17 protein-coding genes are annotated in these 17,487 nt (G+C 69.1%); 5 read left to right on the forward strand and 12 right to left on the reverse strand.

Annotation, left to right across the window (positions count from 1 at the left end; translation table 11 throughout):
• Positions 1-10: 10 nt before the first annotated feature.
• The 3 genes from DCD74_RS09650 to DCD74_RS09660 all read right to left on the reverse strand — a co-directional run bounded on the left by DCD74_RS09650 (position 11) and on the right by DCD74_RS09660 (position 4,486).
• Positions 11-1,027: a 3-oxoacyl-ACP synthase III gene (locus DCD74_RS09650; protein ID WP_112927118.1), complete on the reverse strand. Its 1,017-nt coding sequence runs from the start codon at positions 1,025-1,027 to the stop codon at positions 11-13.
• Between the two features lie 90 nt (positions 1,028-1,117).
• Positions 1,118-1,441, reverse strand: a complete 324-nt coding sequence (locus DCD74_RS09655; RefSeq protein ID WP_112927119.1) for a DUF4156 domain-containing protein — start codon at positions 1,439-1,441, stop codon at positions 1,118-1,120.
• A gap of 189 nt (positions 1,442-1,630) precedes the next feature.
• A complete protein-coding gene (locus DCD74_RS09660) occupies positions 1,631-4,486 on the reverse strand; it encodes a M16 family metallopeptidase (RefSeq protein ID WP_112927120.1) in 2,856 nt (951 codons plus the stop codon).
• 84 nt (positions 4,487-4,570) lie between these two features.
• Here DCD74_RS09660 and DCD74_RS09665 point away from each other — a divergent pair, with 84 nt between their 5' ends.
• A complete protein-coding gene (locus DCD74_RS09665; protein WP_112927121.1) occupies positions 4,571-5,275 on the forward strand; it encodes an SDR family oxidoreductase in 705 nt (234 codons plus the stop codon).
• A 2-nt stretch (positions 5,276-5,277) separates the two neighbouring features.
• A complete protein-coding gene (trmL, locus tag DCD74_RS09670; RefSeq protein WP_112927122.1) occupies positions 5,278-5,742 on the forward strand; it encodes a tRNA (uridine(34)/cytosine(34)/5-carboxymethylaminomethyluridine(34)-2'-O)-methyltransferase TrmL in 465 nt (154 codons plus the stop codon).
• On the opposite strand, the gene DCD74_RS09675 is transcribed toward trmL, so the two are convergent.
• Genes DCD74_RS09675 through DCD74_RS09690 form a run of 4 tightly spaced genes read right to left on the reverse strand, consistent with a single transcriptional unit; the run spans position 5,743 to position 12,162 of the window.
• Positions 5,743-6,387, reverse strand: coding sequence for a TetR/AcrR family transcriptional regulator (locus tag DCD74_RS09675; protein ID WP_112927123.1), 645 nt, complete (start codon positions 6,385-6,387; stop codon positions 5,743-5,745). It lies immediately after the preceding gene.
• Positions 6,384-7,787: an efflux transporter outer membrane subunit gene (locus tag DCD74_RS09680; RefSeq protein ID WP_112927124.1), complete on the reverse strand. Its 1,404-nt coding sequence runs from the start codon at positions 7,785-7,787 to the stop codon at positions 6,384-6,386. Before DCD74_RS09680 ends, DCD74_RS09675 begins: the two co-directional genes overlap by 4 nt.
• The gene (locus DCD74_RS09685) at positions 7,780-10,953 is read right to left on the reverse strand and encodes an efflux RND transporter permease subunit (protein WP_112927125.1); all 3,174 of its coding nucleotides are present in this window, start codon (positions 10,951-10,953) and stop codon (positions 7,780-7,782) included. Before DCD74_RS09685 ends, DCD74_RS09680 begins: the two co-directional genes overlap by 8 nt.
• A 15-nt stretch (positions 10,954-10,968) precedes the next feature.
• Positions 10,969-12,162 carry an efflux RND transporter periplasmic adaptor subunit gene (locus tag DCD74_RS09690; RefSeq protein WP_112927126.1) on the reverse strand — a complete coding sequence of 398 codons (1,194 nt, stop codon included), beginning with the start codon at positions 12,160-12,162 and terminating at the stop codon, positions 10,969-10,971.
• Between the two features lie 327 nt (positions 12,163-12,489).
• On the opposite strand from DCD74_RS09690, the gene DCD74_RS09695 reads away from it, so the two are divergent.
• A complete protein-coding gene (locus tag DCD74_RS09695; protein ID WP_112927127.1) occupies positions 12,490-13,092 on the forward strand; it encodes a diffusible signal factor-reguated Ax21 faimly protein in 603 nt (200 codons plus the stop codon).
• Between the two features lie 116 nt (positions 13,093-13,208).
• Here the strand turns inward: DCD74_RS09695 and DCD74_RS09700 are convergent, their stop codons facing one another.
• The 5 genes from DCD74_RS09700 to DCD74_RS09720 all read right to left on the reverse strand — a co-directional run bounded on the left by DCD74_RS09700 (position 13,209) and on the right by DCD74_RS09720 (position 16,276).
• Entirely contained in the window at positions 13,209-14,234 is a 1,026-nt protein-coding gene (locus tag DCD74_RS09700; protein WP_112927128.1) for an NAD(P)H-dependent glycerol-3-phosphate dehydrogenase, read from the reverse strand.
• 16 nt (positions 14,235-14,250) lie between these two features.
• The gene (gene secB, locus DCD74_RS09705; RefSeq protein WP_112927129.1) at positions 14,251-14,778 is read right to left on the reverse strand and encodes a protein-export chaperone SecB; all 528 of its coding nucleotides are present in this window, start codon (positions 14,776-14,778) and stop codon (positions 14,251-14,253) included.
• A gap of 89 nt (positions 14,779-14,867) precedes the next feature.
• Entirely contained in the window at positions 14,868-15,305 is a 438-nt protein-coding gene (locus DCD74_RS09710; RefSeq protein ID WP_112927788.1) for a rhodanese-like domain-containing protein, read from the reverse strand.
• A 67-nt stretch (positions 15,306-15,372) separates the two neighbouring features.
• Complete coding sequence (locus DCD74_RS09715) at positions 15,373-15,792, reverse strand: hypothetical protein (RefSeq protein ID WP_112927130.1); 420 nt, start codon at positions 15,790-15,792, stop codon at positions 15,373-15,375.
• A gap of 28 nt (positions 15,793-15,820) precedes the next feature.
• A complete protein-coding gene (locus DCD74_RS09720; protein ID WP_112927131.1) occupies positions 15,821-16,276 on the reverse strand; it encodes a YiiD C-terminal domain-containing protein in 456 nt (151 codons plus the stop codon).
• Positions 16,277-16,355: 79 nt separating this feature from the next.
• On the opposite strand from DCD74_RS09720, the gene DCD74_RS09725 reads away from it, so the two are divergent.
• The gene (locus tag DCD74_RS09725; protein ID WP_112927132.1) at positions 16,356-17,120 is read left to right on the forward strand and encodes a uroporphyrinogen-III synthase; all 765 of its coding nucleotides are present in this window, start codon (positions 16,356-16,358) and stop codon (positions 17,118-17,120) included.
• Positions 17,117-17,485, forward strand: a complete 369-nt coding sequence (locus tag DCD74_RS09730; RefSeq protein WP_112927133.1) for a hypothetical protein — start codon at positions 17,117-17,119, stop codon at positions 17,483-17,485. The genes DCD74_RS09725 and DCD74_RS09730 overlap by 4 nt, the downstream gene beginning before the upstream one ends.
• Positions 17,486-17,487 lie beyond the last annotated feature (2 nt).

Here is a 17,487-nt window from a genome sequence, read left to right on the forward strand (position 1 = left end):
CCGCGCGCGGTCACCACACCACTTCCGACATCGTGCAGTTCAGGCCGGAACCGATGCCGAGCAGCGCGATGCGGTCGCCCTTCTTCAGGCGGCCGGCCTGCTTGAGCTTGGACAGCACGATCGGCACCGAGGCCGGACCGATGTTGCCGTGCTCGCCGAAGATGGTCATGACCTTCTTCGGGTCGATGCCGATGTTCTGGATCAGCGTCTGGGTGTGCACCTTGCTGACCTGGTGGACCACGAACTGGTCCAGCTCGTGCGCGGCCCAGCCCATCGCCTGCACGGCCGCGGCGAAGGTTTTCTGCGCCAGCTTCATGCCCTGCACCAGCAGCTGCTTGGTGTCGGTGACCATGCGGTCCAGGTTGCCGCGGCAGAGCGTGTTCCACTCGGTCGCCGAGCGGGTCACGCCGCCCTTGTAGCGCGGCGCGTCGGGGTGCAGGTCGGCGCGCGACAGCACCATGCCGGCGGCACCGGAACCGAGCGTCAGCGTGGCCAGCTCGTTGCGGAATTCGTCCTCGGTGGAATCCGGGCGCAGCATCCGCTCGATGGTCTTCTCGTAGGCGAGGTCGGCGGTTTCGCCATCCACCACCAGCGCGTAGTCGATCTCACCGCGCTCGATCATCCGCGCCGCCATGTCCATGCCGTTGATGAAGGCGAGGCAGGCGTTGGCGACGTCGTAGTTCTGGCAGGTGTCGCCGACCTGCAGGTTGCCGGCCACGATGCTCGCGGTGGACGGCTCCAGATAGTCGCGGCTGACCGAGGTGCTGACCAGCAGGCCCAGCTGGTCGGCGCGGATGCCGGCATCGTCCAGGGCCAGCACGCCGGCTTCGGTGGCGGCATCGGAGGACAGCTTGTCGGTGCCCCAGAGCCGGCGGGCATGGATGCCGGCGATGTCCTTCAGCACGTCAACGCGGATGCCGAGGCGGTCCAGCGTGGGTTTGAGGCGCTGGTTGATCTCGTCCGAGGTCAACGACTGCGGCGCGTCCACGTGGGCGAGACCGGCGATGGCGACATTCTGGAACAGCATGCTGGGTGGGCTCTGGGCGAAACAAAGACCGCCTAGATTACCGGTTCGCAGGCCCCGCCGCAGCAGAACCCGACATGACGCCGGGTATGTTCAGCGTTTACAGCGCCACGCGGCGAAGCGCTGGGTGCCCTCGGTGGGCGCGTTCAGCGGGTGGATGTCGGTGGCGGGGATGCCGGCGGCCTGGTTGCGGGCCAGCGTCTCCAGCTCCTCGGCGACGCGCAGCGGGTTGCGCTTGTACAGGGCCACCTTGTCGGTGACTTCCACCTCGATTTCGCCCACCTTGTCGCAGCCGGCCGGGGCGGCACGGAGCACCTTCACGCCCTGCGCGGCGGGCGCGATCGGCACCCAGGTGCAGCCGGACACGATGAACAGGGCGGCGGTGGCGGACAGCAGGCAGGCGAGACGAAGGCGCATCGGACAACTCCACGGGGGAATGGGGTGGCGATGCCGGCGGATGCCGCGACATCGATACAAAAACCGGGGAAAGCCGCCGCGGTGGCGGATTCCGGCAAGGCGAGCCCCGCCAACGTAGCGGGTTCGCACATAAACGATGCCCGCCATTGTGGCGGGCATCTGGGTGCAGCGGAACCGCGAAGCTGAACCTTACTTCTTCACCACCGGCTTGCCGTCGGCGTCGAGCACGGTCACTTCGCCCAGGTTGAGCGCGCGCACCGGGGCCTCGATCTTGGACAGGTCGCCGACCACCACCCAGACCAGCTGGGCCGGGTCGATGTCCTTGGCGGCGGCCGCGGCCTGCGCCGGGGTGAACGCCTGGACCTGGCCGTTGCGCACCTGCACCCAGTTGTCCGGGCGGCCGTAGCGGACGATGCCGCCGATGGTGCCCATCACCGAGGACGCGGTCTCGTACGCACCCGGCTGGCTGCGCACTTCGTTGTTGATGACCTTGGTCACCTCGTCCTGGGTGGCCGGGACCTTGCCGCTGCCGTAGTCGGCGAACTCGCGCTGCATTTCCTTCATCGACTCGGCGGTCTTGTCGATCTGCACCGGCGCCACCGCCAGCCACGGACGCTGGCCGAGCGCGCCGGCCAGCTGCGTGCGGGCACCGTAGGACCAGTGCTTGTCCTCGCGCAGGTTCATGTTGAGGCGGGAGGTGAAGCTGCCACCCAGCACGTCGTTGCTCATCTCCAGCGCGACCGCGCCCGGGTCCTTGCTCGACGGCATCAGCTGGCCGGCGATGATGTTGGCCTGCACCGCGCCCGGCTGGTCGATCAGGAACACGCGGGCCTTGGCCGGACGGGCGACCTGCGGCAGGGCCGCGACCTTCGGCGCGGCGCCGACGCCCTTCCAGTCGCCGAGGTGGCGGTTGAGGACCGGCACGATCTGCTGGAGCGTGGTGTCGCCGACGACGATGATCGTGGCGTTCTCCGGGCGCAGCCAGGCGTTCTTGTAGGCCAGCAGGTCGTCGCGGGTCAGCGAGGCGATGGCGGCTTCGGTGCCGCTGCCGGTGAACGGGATCGCGTAGGGGTGGCCTTCGCCGTAGAGCAGCGGCGGCAGCACGCGCAGCGCGACGGAGTTCGGGCGGGCCTTTTCCTGGGCGATGCCGGCGATCCACTGCGCCTTGACCCGGTCGATGTCCTTCTGGTCGAAGCGCGGCGTGCGCAGCATGTCGGCGAACAGCGCGACCGACGGATCCAGGTTGGACTTCAGCGCCGAGACATAGGCGCTGCTGCCGTCGAGCGAAGCGCCGGAGCCGAACTCGGCACCCAGCGATTCCGCGCGCGCCTTGAAACCCAGCGAATCGAGCGCGCCGGCGCCTTCATCCAGCATGCCCATGGCGAAGCTGGCGGTGCCCAGCTTGGCGCCGCTGTCGGAGGCGTAGCCGCCATCGAACTGGTAGCTCATCTGCACCACCGGCACTTCGTGGCGCTCGGCCAGCACCACGGTGCTGCCGTTGGCCAGCTTGGCGCGCTGCAGCGCCGGGAACTTCAGCGCCGGGAACTGCTCGACCGAGGGCACGCCCTTGCTGCGGTCCACGGTGCTGGCGGTGGTCTTGTACTTGGCGTCCGGCTTGCCGACGGCGAACGGCGCCGGCTTGCCGCTTTCCTCTTCGGCCAGCGGCTTGCGCTCGCCCGGGCTCACCACGAAGGTGTGGCTCGGCGCGGCCAGCCAGCGCTTGGCGGCGGCGGTCACGGTGGCCGGGGTGGCATTGGCCACGGTCTTGAGGGAATCGCGGAAGCAGCCCGGATCGTTCTCGTAGATGGCGCAGGCGGCCAGCACGTCGGCCTTGCCGCCGAAGCCGCCGATGCGCTCGACGCCGCGTACCACCTGCGCGTCATAGCTGGTCTTGGCCTGGGCCAGTTCCTCGGCGGTCGGGCCGTCCTTCAACAGGCGCTGCAGTTCCTCGTCGATCACCGCCTCGACCTGCTTCGGGTCCACGCCCTTCTTCACCATGGCATTGACGAAGAACATGCCCGACAGCTGCGAGCCGTAGTTGCCTGTGCCGACGCTGTCGACCAGCTTGTCCTGGTAGACCAGGCGCTTGTCGAGGCGCGAGGTGGCGCTGCCGCCCAGCACCTGGCTGAAGAGGTCGAGCAGGTCGGAATCGCGGCTGCCGGTCTGGGCCACGTTCCAGGTGCGGCGCACCATCACCTGCGGCACCTTGTCCTGCAGCTCGGTGCGGCCATCGGCCTTGAGCTGCGCCACGTCGACCTTGGGCTGCGCCATGGTCGGGGTGGCCGGGATGTCACCGAAGTACTTCGCCACCTTCTCCTTGGCGGTGGCCAGGTCGATGTCGCCGGCCAGCACCAGCACGGCGTTGTTCGGGCCGTACCAGGTGCGGAACCAATTCTTGACGTCGTCGAGCGAGGCCGCGTTGAGGTCGTTCATCGACCCGATCGTGGTGTGGTGGTACGGGTGGCCCTTCGGGTAGATGGTCTTGGCCATCACTTCGCGGAGCTGGCCGTAGGGCTGGTTCTCGCCCTGGCGCTTCTCGTTCTGGACCACGCCGCGCTGTTCGTCGAGCGTCTTCTGGTCGATCGCGCCGAGCAGGTGGCCCATGCGGTCGGATTCCATCCACAGCGCCATGTCCAGCGCGGTGGTGGGCACGTTCTGGAAGTAGTTGGTGCGGTCGGTGTTGGTGGTGCCGTTCATGTCGGTGGCACCGGCCTGCTCGAACGGGGTGAAGTACTCGCCCGGGTTGTTCTCGCTGCCGTTGAACATCAGGTGTTCGAACAGGTGGGCGAAGCCGCTGCGGCCGGCCGGTTCGTCCTTGCTGCCGACGTGGTACCAGATGTTGACCGCGACGATCGGTGCCTTGCGGTCGGTGTGCACGATCACGCGCAGGCCGTTGGGCAGGGTGAAAGTCTCGTAGGGGATGTCGACGCCGGCCGCGGCCTTGGCCGGTGCCGCCATCAGCGGGGCCGGGACGAAGCCGCCGAGGGCGACGGAAAGGGCAACAGCGAGCGCGGCGGCGCGCGGGGCGCGGGTACGACGGGACATGCGGCTTCCTGCAGGGTCGGGAAAACGCCGATGTTAGCCTTGGGGTCCAGCCCCGGCCCCGTGCCGAAAGTCCCGAGACCCGCCATGCCGCTCAATACCCTGGTCACCGGCGCCAACCGCGGCATCGGCCTGGAATTCACCCGCCAGCTGCTCGCGCGCGGCGACCGGGTGATCGCCGCCTGCCGCCATCCGGGCCAGGCCCACGCGCTGGGCGCGCTGGCCGGCGAACACCCGGGCCGGCTGCAGCTGGTCCCGCTGGATGTGGCCGAAGCCGCCTCCCACACCGCCCTGCTCGGTGAATTGCCCCTGCTGCTGGGCGAAGCCGGACGGCTCGACCTCGTCATCCAGAATGCCGGCGTGCTGCATTCGGGCGAACGCTTCGGCCAGGTGGCCGAAGCCACCCTGCTCGACAGCCTGAAGATCAACGCCACCGGCCCGTTCCTGCTCAGCCAGTCGCTGGCACCGTGGCTGGCGGAGGGCGCCAAGCTCGCCAACCTGTCCTCGGTGCTGGGTTCGATGGCCGACACCGATGCGTTCTCCACGCCGAGCTACCGCATCTCCAAGGCCGCGCAGAACATGGCGACGCGCCTGCTGGCGGCGGCGCTGGCCGGGCGCGACATCACCGTGCTGGCGCTGCATCCGGGCTGGGTGCAGACCGAGATGGGCGGCAGCGGCGCGCAGGTGCCGGTGCAAGACGCCGCGCGCGGGCTGCTGGCGGTGATCGACGGCGCGACGCCCGCCGATTCCGGCCGCTTCATGGACTGGCAGGGCCGCGCGGTGGCCTGGTAAGCATGTTCCACGTGATCCTGCACCAGCCGGAAATCCCGCCCAACACCGGCAACGTCATTCGCCTGTGCGCCAACACCGGCGCGCGGCTGCACCTGGTCGAGCCGCTCGGGTTCTCGCTGGACGACAAGCAGCTGCGCCGCGCCGGGCTGGACTACCACGAGTACGCGTCGATGCAGGTGCATCCCGACCTCGACGCCGCGCTGGCCGCGGTCGCGCCGGGCCGGGTGTTCGCGCTGTCCACGCGTGGCACGCAACGCCATGACGAAGTGGCCTTCGCGCCGGGCGATGCCTTCCTGTTCGGCTGCGAGACGCGCGGCCTGCCGCAGGCGGTGATCGACGCCCTGCCCGACGCCCAGCGGCTGCGCCTGCCGATGCGCCCGGACCAGCGCAGCCTCAACCTGTCCAACGCGGTCGCCGTGCTGGTGTTCGAAGCCTGGCGCCAGCACGGGTTTGCCGGCGGCATCTGATCAGGCGGCGTCGCCCAGCAGTTGCGGCAGCACGTCCTGCAGACCCCGCCGCAGCATCGCCAGATCGAGTTCAGGGTCACGCGCCTGGCGCATCTTCAGGCCATCCAGCAGGGCCCGCAGGATCAACGTGCGCGCCTGCAGCAGCTCCGGCGCGACCTGCGTGCCACGCTGCCCGGCGGCCTGCGCCAGCCATTGGCCCAGGCCGTGGCTGATGCGCTGGTCGAGCAGGTCGAGCGCTTCGACGATGACCGGGTCGCGGCTGGATTCCGCGACGATCTCCAGCACCAGCGTGGCGTCGAGATGGCAGGGCGTGGAAGCGTCCTCGCGGTTGCGGGTGACGCAGTACTCGTAGTTCTCGACGATGCCGTCCACCGGATCGCGGGTGCCGGATTCCAGCGCCTCCAGGTCATCGGCCAGCAGTTCCACCTGGCGCGAGACGATGCCGTGGATCAGCTCCGACTTGCCGGCGAAATAGCGGTAGATCAGCCCCGGGCTCATCTGCGCGGTGTCGGCGATCATCGCCATGCTGGCGCCGTGGAAGCCGCGCTCGGAAAAACAGCGCTGGGCGGCGTCGAGGATCCGGTCGCGCTGCACCCGCGCACGTTCCGCCCGTGCGTTCGACCCCTGTTGCAGTGCCTTCCTCATGGCGTCGGGGTCGCGGTGCCGCCGTCCCAGCCACCGCCCATCGCGCTGTAGAGCGTCATCCGGTTGGCCTGCTCGGCCAGCCGCGCCGCCACCAGTCCCTGCTGCGCGGCATAGCGGGTGCGTTGCGCGTCCAGCAGGGTGAGGTAGCTGTCGTAGCCGGCGTCGTAACGCGCCTTGGACAGTTGCTCGGCGCGTTGCGCGGCGGTGAGCAGCCGTTCCGCCGCCGCCCGCTGGTCGGCCAGGGTGCGACTCAGGCTGATCGCGTCGGCGACTTCGCGGAAGCCGGTCTGGATCGCCTTCTCGTAATTGGCCAGGGCGATGTCGCGGTTGGCCGTGGCCACGCCGAGGTTCGCCTTCAACGCGCCGCCCTGGAAGATCGGGATGCTGATCTGCGGGGCGAAGCGCCAGAAGCGCGTGCCGCCATCGAACAGGCTGGAGAACTCGCCGCTCATGCTGCCGGCCGCGCCGGTCAGCTTGATCGAGGGGAAGAACGCCGCGCGCGCCGCGCCGATGTTGGCATTGGCCGAACGCAACGCATGCTCGCCCGCCTGGATGTCCGGGCGGCGCAGCAGCAGGTCGGAAGGCACGCCACCCGGCAGCGCCGTCATCGCCACCAGTCCGTCATCGAAGCGCTGCGGCAAATCCCCGGCTGACACCGGCGAACCGGCCACCAGATCGAGCGCATGGCGGTCCTGTTCCACCTGGCCGCGATAACGCGCCTGGTCGGCACGCGCGGTTTCCACCTGGGTCTGCGCCTGCGCCAGCACCAGCCCGCTGACCGCGCCCAGCTCATGGCGGCGCTCGGTCAGGCGCAGCGATGCCTCCTGCGCGCGGAGGGTGTCTTCGGCGATCGCCAGCAGGCTCTGGTCGGCGGCCAGCGCCATCCACGCGTTGGCGACCGTGGAGATCAAGCTGATCTGCGCGGCACGGCGGTTCTCTTCCTGCGCGAAGTACTGCTGCAGCGCCGCTTCGCTCAGGTTGCGCACGCGGCCGAACAGGTCCAGTTCGAAGCTGGCCAGGCCGGCCGACGCGGTAAAGCTGTCGGTCGTCGGCGCGTCGCCACCGGTGCGCTCCATCGCCACGTTCGCACCGACCGCCGGCACGCGTTCGGCGCGCTGGATGCGGTACTGCGCGCGGGCACGCTCGACGTTCAACATCGCCACCCGCAGGTCGCGGTTGTTCTCCAGCGCCTGCGCCACCACGCGCTCCAGGCGCGGATCGACCAGCACGTCACGCCAGCCGACCTCGCCCACCGCAGTCGCGGACGGAGTGATGCCGTTTTCGGGTACCGGCCAGCTCTGCGGAATCTGCGGCTGCGCTTCCGGCAGCCGCGGCTCCAGCGTGGCGCAGCCGGTGCCGGCCACCGCGATGGCCAGCGCAAGGCCCAAGGTCTTATTCATGCGGATTCTCCGTGGCCGGCAGGTCCAGCGCGGCCGCTTCCTTGTTGCGGTCGCGGCGGCTGAACAGCCGCGTCACCACCATGTAGAACAGGGGGATGAAGAAGATGCCCAGCGAAGTACCGACGATCATGCCGCCCAGCACGCCGGTGCCGATGGCGATCTGCGCACCGGAGCCGGCGCCGGTGGCGATGGCCATCGGCAGCACGCCGAAGCCGAACGCCAGCGAGGTCATCACGATCGGGCGCAGGCGGTCACGCACGGCATGCATGGTGGCTTCGACCAGGTTGGTGCCCGATTCGTAGTACTGCTTGGCGAACTCGATGATCAGCACCGCGTTCTTGCTGCTCAGGCCGACCGTGGTCAGCATCGCCACCTGGAAATAGACGTCGCGCTCCAGCCCGCGCAGCAGCGTGGACAGCACCGCGCCCAGGATGCCCAGCGGCACCACCAGCAGCACAGCGGTCGGCACGCTCCAGCTTTCGTACAGCGCGGCCAGTGCCAGGAACACCACCAGCAGCGACAGCGCGTAGAGCATGGCGGTCTGGTTGCCGGCGGCGCGTTCCTGGTAGGACTGGCCGGTCCATTCGATGCCGACACCCTCGGGCAATTCGCCCACGATGCGTTCGACTTCGGCCATCGCATCGCCCGAGCTCACGCCCGGCGCGGCCTGGCCCTGGATATCCAGCGAGGCGACGCTGTTGTAGCGCTCCAGGCGCGGCGAGCCGTATTCCCACTTCGAGCTGCCGAAGGCCGAGAACGGCACCATCTCGCCGGCCTTGTTGCGCACCGACCAGCGGTTGAAGTCCTCCGGCAGCATGCGGTACGGCGCATCGGCCTGCACGTACACGCGCTTGACCCGGCCACGGTCGATGAAGTCATCGACATAGCGCCCGGCCCAGGCGGTGGCCAGCGTGTTGTTGACCTCGGCGATCGACAGGCCCAGCGACTGCGCCTTGACCTGGTCGATCTCCAGCCGCAGCTGCGGCTCGTCTTCCTGCCCGTTCGGGCGCACGCCGGTGATCAGCTTGCTCTGCGAAGCCAGCCCCATGAACTGGTTGCGCGCGTCCATCAGTGCCGCATGGCCCAGGCCACCGTTGTCCATCAGGTTGAACGAGAAGCCGGACGAGGTGCCCAGGCCCTGGATGGCCGGCGGCGACATCGCGAACGCCATCGCATCCTTGATCTGCATCAGCCCGCCCATCGCGCGGCCGGCAATCGCCTGCACGCCCTGCTCCTTCTCCGTGCGCTCGCTCCAGTCCTTGAGCTTGACGAAGCCCATGCCGGTGTTCTGGCCGCTGCCGCCGAAGCTGAAGCCCTGCACGGTGAAGATCGACTCCATGTCGTCCTTCGCGGTGTCCTGGAACACCTGCTCGACCTGCTTGATCGACTCCAGCGTGCGTTGCTGGGTGGCGCCCACGGGTGCCTGGATGATCGTCATCAGCACGCCCTGGTCTTCTTCCGGCAGGAAGCCGCTCGGCGTGCGCAGGAACAGCAGGCCGGCCACGACGCCCAGCACCAGGTAGATCAGCATGAAGCGCGCGGGGCGCCCGAGGATGCCGCGCACACCGCGCTGGTAGCGCGCGCTGCCGGCATTGAACTTGTCGTTGAACCAGTCCAGGAAGCGGCCGATGAGACCGCTGCCGTGTTCCATGTGGCCGCCCTTGGCGATCGGCTTGAGCAGCGTCGCGCACAGCGCTGGAGTCAGCACGATGGCGACCAGCACCGAAAACGCCATCGCGGTGACGATCGTCGCGGTGAACTGGCGGTAGATGACGCCGATGGAGCCGCCCATGAAACCCATCGGCACGAACACCGCCGCCAGCACCACGCCGATGCCGATCAGCGCGCCGGTGATCTGGTCCATCGATTTCTTCGCGGCTTCCTTCGGCGACAGGCCTTCCTCGCTCATCAGGCGTTCGACGTTTTCCACCACCACGATCGCGTCATCGACCAGCAGGCCGATCGCCAGCACCATCGCGAACATCGTCAGCATGTTGATGGTGAAGCCGAGCACGCCGAGCACCGCGAAGGTGCCCAGCAGCACCACCGGCACCGCGATGGTCGGGATCAGCGTGGCGCGGAAGTTGCCCAGGAACAGGTACATCACCAGGAACACCAGCACCACCGCTTCCATCAGCGTGCTGATGACGCCCTTGATCGACACTTCCACGAACGGCGTGGTGTCGAACGGGATCACCGCTTCGAGGCCTTCCGGGAAGTACGGCTTGATCTTTTCCAGTTCCGCGCGCACGGCGGCGGCGGTGTCGAGCGCGTTAGCGCCGGTCGCCAGCATCACCGCCATGCCGCTCGCCGGCTGGCCGTTGAAGCGGCTGGTGAAACCGTAGCTTTCCGCGCCCAGTTCGACCCGGGCCACATCGCCCAGGCGCAGCATCGAACCGTTACTGCCGCCGCGCACCACGATGTTGCGGAACTGTTCCGGCGTCTGCAGGCGGTCCTGCGCGCTGATGGTCGCGTTGAGCTGCTGGCCCTCGACCGCCGGCGCACCGCCGAGCTGGCCGACCGCGACCTGCGCGTTCTGTGCCTGCAGCGCGGCGGTGACTTCGGCCACGCTCAGGTCGTAGGTGTCGAGCTTGTTCGGGTCCAGCCAGATCCGCATCGCGTACTTGGTGCCGAACGCCTGGGTGCCGCCGACGCCGGGCACGCGCGCGATGCGCTCGACCACTGAACTGGCGACGTAATCACCGATGTCCTGGCCGCTCATGCCGCCGTTCTTGGAGACAAAGCCGATCACCATCAGGAAGCCGTTCGAGGCCTTGTTGACGGTCACGCCCTGGCGCTGCACTTCCTGCGGCAGCAGCGGCATCACCGACTGCAGCTTGTTCTGCACCTGCACCTGCGCGGTGTCCGGGTCGGTGCCGCTCTGGAAGCTCAGGCTGATGCTGGCCATGCCGTTGGACTGGCTGTCGGAGGACATGTACATCAGCCCGTCCAGGCCCTGCAGGCTCTGCTCGATCACCTGGGTGACCGAGTCCTCGACCACCTTGGCCGAGGCGCCCGGGTACATGGCGTTGATGCTGACCTGCGGCGGGGCGATGTCGGGGTACTGCTCGACCGGCAGGCCGCGCAGCGTGAGGATGCCCGCCAGCATCAGGATGATGGCGATCACCCAGGCAAAGATCGGGCGATCGATGAAGAAACGTGCCATGGGGGAAGCTCCTGCTTACTTGGCGGCGGGCGCGGCGGCAGCCGGCTGGGCGGCGGCGGGCGGCGCGCTGCCCTGCTCGGTGGCCTGCACCGGCGCACCCGGCCTGATCTTCTGCAGGCCTTCGACGATCAGCTTGTCGCCGGCGGCCAGGCCCGATTCCACCAGCCATTTGTCACCGATGGCGCGGCTGACCTTGACCTCGCGCGCGGCGACCTTGCCGTCGGCATCCACCACCATCGCGCTGGCATTGCCCTTGGGATCGCGGGTGATGCCCTGCTGCGGCGCGAGGATCGCGTCACGGCGCTCGGCGTTCGCCACCTTGGCGCGCACGAACATGCCCGGCAGCAGCAGCTGGTCGGGGTTCGGCACCACCACGCGCAGGGCGACCGCGCCGGTGGCCGGGTCGACCATCGCCTCGGCGAAACTCAGCCGGCCCGCATGCGGATAGACCGTGCCGTCTTCCAGCACGATTTCCACCGGCACCGACGTGGTGCTCTGCGCGCTGCCGGCATCGATCTCCTGACGCAGCTTCAGCAGCTCGGTGCTGGACTGGCTGAGTTCGACATACATCGGGTCGAGGCGCTGGATGGTCGCCAGTGGCGCGGCCTGCGCCGAGGTCACCAGCGCACCGCGGGTCACGCTGGAACGCCCGATGCGGCCACTGATCGGCGCGGTCACCCGCGAGAAGCCCAGCGGCACGCTGGCGCCCTGCACGCTCGCCTGCGCGGCACGCACATCGGCTTCTGCCTGACGCAGCGCGGCCTGGGCGTTCTCGTTGTCCTGCTTGCTGATCGCATCGATCTTCACCAGCTGCCCCGAGCGCGCGGCGGTCTGGCGCGCGGTGGCCAGCCCGGCCTGCGCACGCAGCAGCGCGGCCTGCGCGCTGTTGGCGTCGGCGCGGAACGCGGTCTGATCGAGCTGGTAGAGCGCCTGCCCGGCACTCACGCTGCCGCCTTCGGTGAACAGCATCTGCCGCACGATGCCGCTGACCTGCGGCCGCACTTCGGCCACCTGCGAGGCTTCGGCGCGGCCGGACAGCTCACGCGTCAGCAGGGTGGTTTCCGGCTTCAGGGTGACCACGGTCACCGGGGTCGGCGGCATCTCGCCACCGGCGGGCGCATCGCCCTTGCCGCAGGCGGCCAGCGTCAGGCTGGCGGCGATCACCGCGGCCAGCGCCGTGGTGCGAAGGGGGAAGGAGATTCGTGCCATGGGAGGGGACTCGAGCTGGGCGGGCCCGCACGCCGGCGGCACCCGATGGGAAGAAGGACGCGAAGAATGAATGATCATTCTCACACCGTCAAGCCATTTTCTCGGAACGATGCAGATGCCCCGCTGGACGCGGAACCCAATGACGGCGGGCCTTACCGCCCGGAGCGATGCATCGGTTGCACTGCAACATGAACGTCATCTGATAATTAATGTACCAGTCCGTACAGCATTAAGCCTTCGTTCGGCGAGGCTGTCGATACTGGCGCCACCGACACGCGAACGGCTCCGGCCCCAGCGTCGGCATAACTCCAACAATCGAGGTACATCATGAAGAAGTCCTTGCTCGCCCTGGCCCTGCTGGCCACTGTCCCCTTCGCCGCCTCCGCGGCCGACGGCATCAACTACAACTACGCCCAGGGTGGTTACGCCCACCTCAACGGCGACCAGGACGTGAAGGCCGACGGCTTCACCCTGGAAGGCTCGGTAGCCGTGGCCCCGAACTGGCACATCTTCGCCGGCACGCAGCAGCTGAAGGACAAGGATTACGACATCGGCGTGGACGAGTGGAAGATCGGCGCGGGCTTCAACACCCCGATCAGTGCCAACACCGACTTCGTCGCGCGTGCCGCCTACCAGAAGCTGTCGACCGATGACTCCGACTTCGGGAATGGCATCGTGATTTCGGGCGCCGATCTCGACGGCTACAGCGTCGAAGCCGGCGTGCGGAGCGCGCTCACCCCGCAGTTCGAAGGCTATGCGATGGCCGGCTACGAGAAGTACAGCGACAACGACGGCTACGAGGGCCCGAAGGGTGCCTACGGCCGCCTGGGTGGCCAGGTGAAGTTCAACGCCAACTGGGGCGTCTTCGGTGACGTCAAGTTCGGCGACGGCGACGCCACCTGGAGCGTCGGCCCGCGCATCAGCTGGTAAGCGACGGCACCACGACGTTCTCCAGAGCGTCAAACGGCGAAGGCCCGGCAGCGATGCCGGGCCTTCTTCGTTGTGGCGATGTGGCGGTGGCCGGCGCCGATGCGCGGCCCGCCCGGTCAGGAGAACAGGGTCTTCGGGTATTCCGCCTTCTGGTCGCGGGCGAGCAGCTGCTGCAGGCCTTCGACCGGAGTCAGTTCGCCATGCAGCACCTGCTGCACCGCGCGGGAAATCGGCAGTTCGATGTCGTGGCGTTCGGCCTGGCGCATGACTTCGTCGGCGGTCTGGATCGATTCGACCACCTGGCCGATCTCGCGTACCGCGTCGTCAATGGACTGCCCCCGCCCGAGCGCGAGGCCCAGCCGCCGGTTGCGCGACAGGTCGCCGGTGCAGGTCAGCACCAGGTCGCCCAGCCCGGCCAGGCCCATCAGGGTTTCCGGCTTGGCGCCGATCGCCGCCGCCAGCCGCAGCATCTCATTGAGGCCGCGGGTGATCAGGCCGGCGCGGGCGTTGAGGCCCAGCTGCATGCCGTCGGCGACGCCGGTGGCGACCGCCAGCACGTTCTTCATCGCCCCGCCCAGTTCGGCGCCGACCATGTCGTTGCCGGTGTAGGCGCGGAAGGCCGGGCCGTGCATCGCCTCCGCCACGGTCTGGGCGAAGGCGGCGTCATCGGAATGCACGGTCAGCGCGGTCGGCAGGCCCATCGCCACTTCCTTGGCGAAGGACGGGCCGGTCACCACCGCCAGCGGCACGCCGGGGCCGAGGATGCCGGCGGCGACTTCATGCAGGAAGCGACCGGAGCCGGGTTCGAAACCCTTGGTCGCCCAGGCCACGCCGGCATCGGCCGGGCGCAGCGGCGCGAGCGCTTCAAGCGTCTCGGCGAAGGCGTGCGAAGGCACGACCACCAGCACCCAGGCGGCGCCCTGCAGCGCGGCGGCGAGATCGGTGGTGGCACGCAGGGCGTCCGGCAGCGCGATGCCGGGCAGGTAGCGGGGATTCTCGTGGCGCTGGTCGATGGCGGCGGCGATGTCGCCATCGCGGCCCCACAGCGTCACCGCATGGCCCTGCCGCGCCAGCAGCGCGGCAAGGGCGGTGCCCCACGAACCCGCACCGAGGACGGCCACGGGTCCTTTGATGGCGGTCATCGCCAAGCGCGAGGGGTCAGGCGTTGCCGACGGTTTCGGTGCCGGCCTGGAGTGCGTCGCCGCCTTCCTGCTGCATGGCACGCTGGCGCAGGCCTTCGGCGTAGAGCGCGTCGAAGTTGATCGGCTGCAGCTGGAACGGCGGGAAGCCGCCATTGCCGACCAGGTCGCTGATCGCGGCGCGGGCGTAGGGGTACAGGATCGCCGGGCACTGTGCGCCGAGCATCGCGTCCAGGCCCGCCGGGTCGAAGCCGGCCAGGCCGAAGATGCCGGCCTGCTGGACTTCGGCCAGGTAGGCGGTCTTCTCGCCGGCCTTGCAGGTCAGGGTCACGCCGAGCACGACTTCGAAGGCGTTGTCGTTGAGCTGGGTGACGCGCTGGTTGAGGTTCATCGACAGCTCCGGCTGGGTCTGCTCGTTGAACACGGCCGGGGCGTTCGGCGACTCGAACGAGACATCGCGGGTGTAGATCTTCTCGACCGAGAAGCTGGCGCCCTGCGCGGCTTCGTCGATGGGGGCGGCAGCGCCGTTGGCGATGTCTTCGGACATGGTGGAACTCCGTGGAATTTGTGGGTTGAAACGTCGAACTGGGGATTATCGCATGGCGGCACAAGGAGGCCGCCCGGCGAAACAGGGCTTCAGCCGCGGCCCTTGACCGTGGGCAGGCCGGCGCCGCGCCAGCCTTCGATGCCGCCATCGAGCACATAGACCTTCTCGAAGCCGGCCTTCACCAGCCGCTTGGCGGCACCGGTCGCGGTCATGCCGGTCTTGCAGACCACCACCACCGGCAACGCCTTGGCGGCGGCGAGCTGCTTGTTCTCCGGGTCGAACTGGCTCATCAGCACGTTCTTCGAACCGGAGATGTGGCCCTGCTGGAAGTCGTTGAGCGCGCGGATGTCCACCACCAGTGCGTTGTCACGGTTGACCAGGGCGGTGAGTTCGCCCGCTTTCAGCACCTTGTAGCCCTGCCAGAGGCGGCTGGCCTCGGTGTAGAGCAGGGCGAGCGTCAGCCCGGCCAGGCCGAGCGAGAGCATCGGGTGGCGGCCGAGGAAGGCGATGAGTTCCTGAAACGTCACGACGGTCACCCGGAAAGAGAGGCCGGCGATTCTCGCACAGCCCGCCACATCGCCACCTGTGGACGGGTCAGCGGCCGCCCCAGTAATCCGGCAGGCCCGAGGTCACCACCCAGGTCTTGCTGGCCGCGTCGTAGCGCCAGCGTTCCTCGTAGCGCACGGTGCGCTCGGTCATGGTGTTGCGGTTGACCACGCCGATCTCGATCAGCCGCATCGACAGGCCTTCGCCCGGCGATTCGCTGGTCAGCGGCTTGTAGCCGGTCACCTGCACCTGCGCGTAGCGCTCGCGTTCGATCGCGGTCAGCGGATGCGCGGCCTTGTAGGCCGGGTCGAGCTGGCCCCAGGCGCCATCCAGGTCACCCCAGCGCACCGCGGCGGAATATGCGTACTGCGCCTGCTCCAGCGCGCCGAGCTGCTTGCCGGTGCCGGCGCTCGCGCAGGCGGCCAGCCAGATCAGGACCGGGATCAGCAGCAATCGCATCGTGCGCATGGCGGGGCTCCGCAGGGGTTGCCGCATCCTAACGCTTGGCGAAGGCGACGTAGCGCGCCCGCATCGTGGTGGCGAGGCCGCCTTCGGGCAGCGGCACGCGCGCTTCCACCGTGATCCGCGCCTTGCCGCGCTGGGCGAAGGTGCCCAGGAAAGCATCGGCATCCTCGCCTTCCGCCGCCACCGCCTCGGCGATGAGGTCGTCCCACAGCGGCGCCAGGTACTGCACCTGGCTGTCGGCGACGAACACCTCGCAACCTTCAAAGCCGGCGGCGTGCAGGCGCGTGGTCACCCAGGCCCAGCCCGCCAGTGTCATCAGCGAAACCAGCGAGCCGCCGAACGCGCAACCCTTGTCGTTGAGGTTGGCCGCCAGCGGCGCATGCAGCACCAGCCGCGCGGGTTCGATGTCGCCCAGCCCGACCTGCATCGCGCGCACCATCGGGATGGTGTCGAGGTGGTCGGCCAGCATCGCGCGCACGTCCTGCATCGGGGGTTCCAGGGTCGGATGAGGGAGCGATGGTACCCGCCGCCTTCCCTTTCACCGCCGCGCCGGTTCCAATGCAGGGATGCGCGATGCCGGCTTCCTGCTGATTTCACTGCGTCCGGTCGGCGGCCACGACGGCCTGCGCCGCGCCGCCGCGCGTGCCGGTGGCCGGGTGCTGGCGCTGTCGCCGTGGCGCATCGAGGCCCATGACGATGCCGCCGCCCGCCGCGCCCTGCGCGAGGCGCTGGCCTGCCCGCGCGTGGTGTTCACCAGCCCGGCGGCGGTACGCGCGGCCGCCACGCTGGGGCCATTGAAGACGAAGCGCGGACAACTCTTCTTGACCGTAGGCGAAGGCACCCGCCGTGTGCTGGCCCGCGCCGGCGCGCCCGACGCGCAGGCGCCGACGCGGATGGACAGCGAAGGCCTGCTGGCGCTGCCGGCCATGACCGCGCTGCAACGCGGCGACGTCATCGGGTTGGTGACGGCGCCGGGCGGGCGCGGCGAGATCGCGCGTCAGTTCACCGCGCGTGGCATCGGCGTGCGGCGCGCGGATGTCTATGCGCGGGTGCCGGTCGCGCTGCCGGCGGCCCGCATCGCTCAGTTGCACACACTGTTGGACGAAGCCGCCTCGCCCATTTTCCTCGCGCTGTCCAGCGGCGAGGCCTTCGGGCAGCTGCTGGCGGAGTGGCCGGCGCGCGCACCGAAGGCGCTTCGCCGCGTTACCGTCATCGCCGCCAGCGAACGGCTGGCCGGCCTCGCCCGCGAGCAGGGCTTCAAGCGCGTGCGGGTGGCGGCGAGCGCACGCCCGGCGGACCTGGTCGCCGCTGTCGAAGCGGCATCGCCATGAGCCTGCCGCCGAGCCTGGATCTGGCCGACATCGCGCTGCACGTGCCGCGCTTCCGCCACTTCTTCCGCTATCCACTGCACGCCAGCGATTTCCACGACCTGCGCGACGGGCGCCGCCTGCTGGGTTACTACGCCACCAAGCCGCTGTACGGGCGCCTGGACGAGGCCGGGCGCGTGGGCCGCAGCGCCGGTTTCAACGGCGAGATCGCCGGGCTGTTCGTGCCGTCACCGGCGCGTTCGTTCGCGCATGCGCGGCTGTTCTTCACCCGCATCCGCGCCGAACACATCACCAACGCCAAGGGCCGGCGCGACTGGCCGATCATCCGCGCCGCCGCCGAACAGCACCTGCTGGCCGATCTGCGCTGAAG

The organism is Lysobacter oculi (genome assembly GCF_003293695.1).
GTDB lineage: Bacteria > Pseudomonadota > Gammaproteobacteria > Xanthomonadales > Xanthomonadaceae > Solilutibacter > Solilutibacter oculi.